The sequence below is a fragment of the Fusibacter sp. genome, from assembly GCF_057447755.1.
This window is the reverse complement of sequence record NZ_JBVBZF010000243.1, coordinates 1-5,505: the sequence shown is the minus strand read 5'-3', so window position 1 is coordinate 5,505 and position 5,505 is coordinate 1. Positions and strand designations below refer to the sequence as shown.

Annotated in this window: 5 protein-coding genes; 2 read left to right on the top strand and 3 right to left on the bottom strand. The window is 37.7% G+C overall.

The features are described 5' to 3' along the window. On the top strand, positions 1–901 hold a 901-nt coding region (locus AC220I_RS17560; RefSeq protein WP_486725166.1), incomplete at its 5' end, for an aminopeptidase. 26 nt (positions 902–927) lie between these two features. On the opposite strand, the gene AC220I_RS17555 is transcribed toward AC220I_RS17560, so the two are convergent. Next, the gene (locus tag AC220I_RS17555; RefSeq protein ID WP_486725165.1) at positions 928–1,773 is read right to left on the bottom strand and encodes a Cof-type HAD-IIB family hydrolase; all 846 of its coding nucleotides are present in this window, start codon (positions 1,771–1,773) and stop codon (positions 928–930) included. A 464-nt stretch (positions 1,774–2,237) separates the two neighbouring features. Here AC220I_RS17555 and AC220I_RS17550 point away from each other — a divergent pair, with 464 nt between their 5' ends. Continuing rightward, positions 2,238–2,411: a hypothetical protein gene (locus AC220I_RS17550; protein WP_486725164.1), complete on the top strand. Its 174-nt coding sequence runs from the start codon at positions 2,238–2,240 to the stop codon at positions 2,409–2,411. 34 nt (positions 2,412–2,445) lie between these two features. Here AC220I_RS17550 and AC220I_RS17545 read toward each other — a convergent pair whose 3' ends face one another. Then, complete coding sequence (locus tag AC220I_RS17545) at positions 2,446–3,435, bottom strand: Rieske 2Fe-2S domain-containing protein (protein WP_486725163.1); 990 nt, start codon at positions 3,433–3,435, stop codon at positions 2,446–2,448. 167 nt (positions 3,436–3,602) lie between these two features. Then, positions 3,603–5,249, bottom strand: coding sequence for a hydroxylamine reductase (hcp, locus tag AC220I_RS17540; protein ID WP_486725162.1), 1,647 nt, complete (start codon positions 5,247–5,249; stop codon positions 3,603–3,605). Positions 5,250–5,505 lie beyond the last annotated feature (256 nt).

Here is a 5,505-nt window from a genome sequence, read left to right as displayed (position 1 = left end):
TGTTGATCCAGCAAAGATTGCACGGGTTAATAAGAGTACAGCTATTGGCATCGCCAACTATAGGGATTTATTCAACAAGGGCGGTGTTAGTTGGCTTGGCATTGCAGTGCCATCTCCAGAATGGGCACAGAAGGTATTCCCTGAGCTACCTGTTGAAGAAGGAATAGATGCCCTGTGGGCTCTCATTTTTAAAATTAACCGCATCGATCAACCAGACCCTGTCGAGGCTTGGGAATCACATGTTGAAACACTGCAAGAAAAAGTAAACTATTTGAACCAATTAAAGATTAAAAGCCTTCACTTTAGCGCACCTGGAACGGATTTAAGCGTCGAGCTGCCAAAGGGCTATATTTTTGAAGGTGGCGGCAGCGTCAACACCTGCAATAACGCCTACTTTGTCCCTAATATTCCAACTGAAGAAGTTTTTACCGCACCTCATAAGCTCGGTGTAAATGGTAGTCTAAAGGCAACCATGCCACTCAATTATAATGGTGTTCTCATTGATAACTTTGCCTTTACTTTCAAAGACGGAAAAATCATTGATTTTTCTGCTGAAAAGGGATACGAAACCCTTAAGGCCCTTTTGGAGACAGATGATGGTGCAATGCACCTTGGCGAGGTGGCTTTAGTCCCTGTCACAAGTCCAATTTATCAGAGTGGTAAAATTTTTTACAACACACTGTTTGATGAGAATGCGGCTTGTCACTTTGCCCTAGGGCGAGCTTATCCTTCTACAATTGAAGGTGGCGTAGAGGTTTCACCACAGGCACTTGAAGCCCTAGGCGGCAACTACAGCTTAATTCATGTGGACTTCATGGTGGGTTCTGAACAACTTAATATCAAAGCGCTCACAGCAGATGGTAAAGAAGTAGATATATTTAAAAATGGCAATTGGGCATAAGGATAACAAAAGACCCTTATAAGTTCTTAAGAAGCACTTAAAGGGTCTTTTTGATTGAAATCAATTGAGAATAACTCTATGATTTTTTTAGCCACTGCATCTTCCGCATGATGTCCAACTCTTGGATTATCCGGTAAATGGTTTTTCAGTTGTTCATTTGCATTTTGCATGACATAACCTGTACCTACAAGACTAAGCATCTCGAAGTCATTCATACCGTCACCAAAGGCAACGCTTTCATCTAGTTGAATACCAAGATGTTTTAAAGTTTCTGTCAACGCAGAGCCCTTGTTGGTGCCCTTCGGCATGATCTCAAGGCATTGAGGCATTGAGAATGTCACATCTACAAACTCGCTAAACATTGTCTTGAGCATTTTTTCCACAGGCACTAAGAGTTCATGATCTCTGGAAGTAAAGAACATTTTATTAATTGGCTTTGAAAGTTGGTCCTCCAGTCTGCAAACCGTATACATAAAATCGCCATCTTGATAGTAGTCCTCAAAGACCTTGTCAACGACCTCTACCATCCAGTGGTCCTCTTGATATATATTTTTATAGACGCCTTCTTTCGTTTCGATTGCCAAAAGTTTTTCAACAATTTCAGGATTCATAACAGCCTGATGAATCACTTCACCTGCTGGATTAAGGACTGTTGCACCATTTGCAGCAATGATAAAAGCTTCTACATTTAGGCGGTCTCTAATGATTTTAGCATCGCAATGGTGTCTACCCGTCGCTATTAAAAACTGAACATCCAAGGATTGTAATGCCTTAATAGTAGACTTGCTGAGTTCACTCAAGGTATGGTGTTGATTCAACAAGGTCCCGTCTAAATCTGTGATAACTGCTTTAATTCTCTTTTGATTCTCCATAAACATACACCTCCTTATGAAGCTATAACTCAGTATAGCGAATGAGGCATAAGAATTCAATCAGGCAAATGTTATATTTTCTTGAACAATCAACGTCCGCCATAAACGTACACTTTTTCGCCTATTTTTGATATTAAAATGAATTGTCATATTTTTTATAATTTTCTCACAATTAGTATTGACATGCATATTCACCCTTGTTATAATACCAATTAATATAAGCGTTCAGTATAAATATACTGGCACTTCGCAATCAGATTTCAACCACAATGGTTGCGAATTAAACAATGATTTCGGGTAGTTCCTTTAAAGACTTTGGTGTGAATATGTGGTATTGCAATTAGCCTCGTCCTATTGTAAATTTGGATGAGGATTTTTATGCCCTAGATTGCATAATTATACCGAAATAAGTATCTTTATGAACTTTCGATTCTAACTTAAATTATAAAATGGAGGTCCTATTTATGAAGCTTGAAGCTATTGTCGTAAAAAGTAAAGAACCTGAAACCATCAACCAAGTTTCAGGTAAGATCGTTGAATTTAAAAAGAAAGACCAGTACACGTATGACTTTGTAAAACCTTCTGCCAACTACTTTGGTGCAGGTTTAAATAACTTAACTTCCTATCTTGATGATTAAGAGCTAGATCCCATCAAATCTAGCTCTTTTTTTATTACAAGACATTATCATCCTCTTCTATTTTTCTCGCCCTCATTTTCCTAAACTCAACAATTGGCAAGTCACCCTGAATCAACTTCTCATTCATGCGATACTCCGAATATTTTGGCTCTTGAGTGATGACCACACGCTTGTCTTGTCTTAAAATAATGATACTAAACCAAATTCCAAGCCTATTGACCACCTGCTTCAAAAGAGGTAATTTCATAAAACTTTGATAATATCTGATATAGATCACTGTGTTCTCCTCATCAACTGGCGCAAAGGCAGCAAATACCCTTAGTTTATCAGAAATAATATTATGCCAAATGTTTGGAAACTGAAACTCAAGTGCATTTAAGCTCTCGTAGGACTTAATTTCACTCGGTTTTAAAGGTTTGTTATCACCATCATCTACATCTGCTTTCACATAGAATTTCATATGATTTTTAGAAGCTTTTACCACTGGACCACTAATTATGGTTCTCCCACCTCTCCCAATTGTTGTTTTGTGAACAAAGGGCAGATGAATGACATCAAGTTGATTTTCTATCGCCCTAGTATAATGAACAGGCCAGTAATCAATAAACTCGCTATAAGAAAAATCAGGCGACTGCAAATCTTCAAAGACAACTGGCTCATAATCAGGACTAAAATGATCGGAGCCCCACCACAAATAAACCATCCCACCAATTTCACGTGTTATGTATTTTTTAACCTTGTATATTTCTGTGACTTTGGCCCTTGAACCATTTGCAGGGATTTTTACAACACACCCATTTTCGTCATAAACAAAGCCATGAAAAGGACACTCTAGGTGACCACCGTGAACTTTTCCCATCCCAAGAGAAGCCCCTCTATGACAGCATCTATCTTCTATGATACAAATCTTACCCTGGTTGTTTCTAAACGCCACAAACTTCACACCAAGTCGCTTAAACGTCACAGGTGCTTTATGAGGTACTTCTTTAGCACTTAAAACCGCATACCACTCATTCTGAATCATGGGATCCCTCCAAACCTTTTTCTACTCAACTCATACCCCTTTGATTTATTGTCATTTCATTTTTTTACATCCACCTATAAAATATATAAAAAATCCCCATGAAGGGAGAATATATCACACACTTCATGGGGATCAATCTAAAAATTAATTAAATATCATGGAAACCCTTAGCCTAAGAACTGTACTAAGTCTTCTTGAACTGTTCCAATACCATTGATACCGAATGTTTCAACGAGAACGTTTGCTACATTTGGAGACAAGAATGCTGGTAATGTTGGTCCGAGCTTGATGTTTTTAACGCCAAGGTATAAAAGTGCAAGCAATACGATAACGGCTTTTTGCTCATACCAAGCGATGTTATAAGAAATCGGTAATTCATTGATGTCATTAAGCTCAAATACTTCTTTAAGCTTAAGTGCAATCACTGCTAACGAGTATGAATCGTTACATTGTCCTGCATCTAATACTCTTGGGATACCACCGATATCGCCAAGGTTTAACTTGTTGTATCTGTATTTTGCACATCCAGCTGTTAAGATTACTGTATCACTTGGAAGTTCATTTGCAAATTCAGTGTAGTAATCTCTTGATTTCATTCTACCATCACAACCCGCCATTACGAAGAATTGCTTGATTGCGCCAGTTTTAACAGCATCAACAACCTTATCCGCTAATGCCAATACTTGATTGTGTGCAAACCCACCAACGATTTTACCTGTTTCAATTTCTGTTGGTGATGGTAATTTTTTAGCATGCTCGATGATTTGGCTAAAATCTTTTGCTTTGCCATCTGCTCTATTTGGAATGTGGTTAAAGCCTTCAAATCCAGCTGAACCAGTTGTATATACTCTGTCTTTGTAAGAATCTGCTGGTGGTACAATACAGTTAGTTGTGAAGATGATTGGTCCATTGAACTTTTCAAATTCTTCTTTTTGTTTCCACCATGCATTACCGTAGTTACCTACGAAATGGCTGTATTTCTTGAATGCTGGATAGTAGTGAGCAGGAAGCATTTCTGAATGTGTGTAAACATCTACGCCAGTGCCTTCAGTTTGTGCTAAAAGCTCTTCCATATCTTTAAGGTCATGACCTGAAATTAAGATTGCAGGATTTGTACCTACGCCGATATTAACTTCAGTGATCTCTGGATTTCCGTAAGAACTTGTATTTGCTTTATCAAGAAGCGCCATAACGTTAACACCATATTTACCAGTTTCAAGTGTTAAAGCCACGAGCTCATCTGCAGATAAGCCATCATTGATTGTTGCAAGAAGTGCTTTTTCGATAAAGTCATAGATTGTCTCATCTGCAAAGCCTAAATTAGCTGCATGCTCAGCATAAGCTGCCATACCTTTTAAACCGTATACGATTAACTCTCTAAGACTTCTTACATCTTCATTTTCAGTTGATAAAACACCAACGCCATCAACAGATTTTGCTTCAAAGGAAGCTTTATCACCTGTCCAAACTGCTGAATCATGGTAAGTTTTAGCTTCAAGCTTGCCACTTGACTCAAGTGTCGCTTTAATTGCATCTCTCGTTTTTAAAGCATTTTCAATTTTTGCACTGATTGCATTTTTATCGAAGTTCGCATTAGTGATCGTTGCGAATAAGCCATCTAAAAGTACATGATCTGCCTCAGCTGTGTTTAATCCTGCAGCTCTTGCTTGTTGGTTAAATTCAGAAACCCCTTTTAAGGTATAGATCAATAAGTCTTGAAGGTTTGCAACATTATCCGTTTTTCCACATACTCCAATTTTTGTACAGCCTTTTCCGCCTGCTGCCTCTTGACATTGATAACAAAACATACTCATTTTTGAATCTCCTTTCAAATTTTATAATCATTTTAATAAATACCAGTTCATGATTGAACTCAATTCAAATAAGTAACGATTGTTTCCATTTTATTCCTACTCATCTGATTTATATCCGTCAACCCTACGACCTAATCATATATTATTTGAAAGTCCAATTCGGTAACTTGTGTTACATTTCATAAAAATAAAGTAAATTTTATGACAAGATAAACAATGCAAGTTTTTTACAAGATTTGAGTCCACTTTTGAGGAC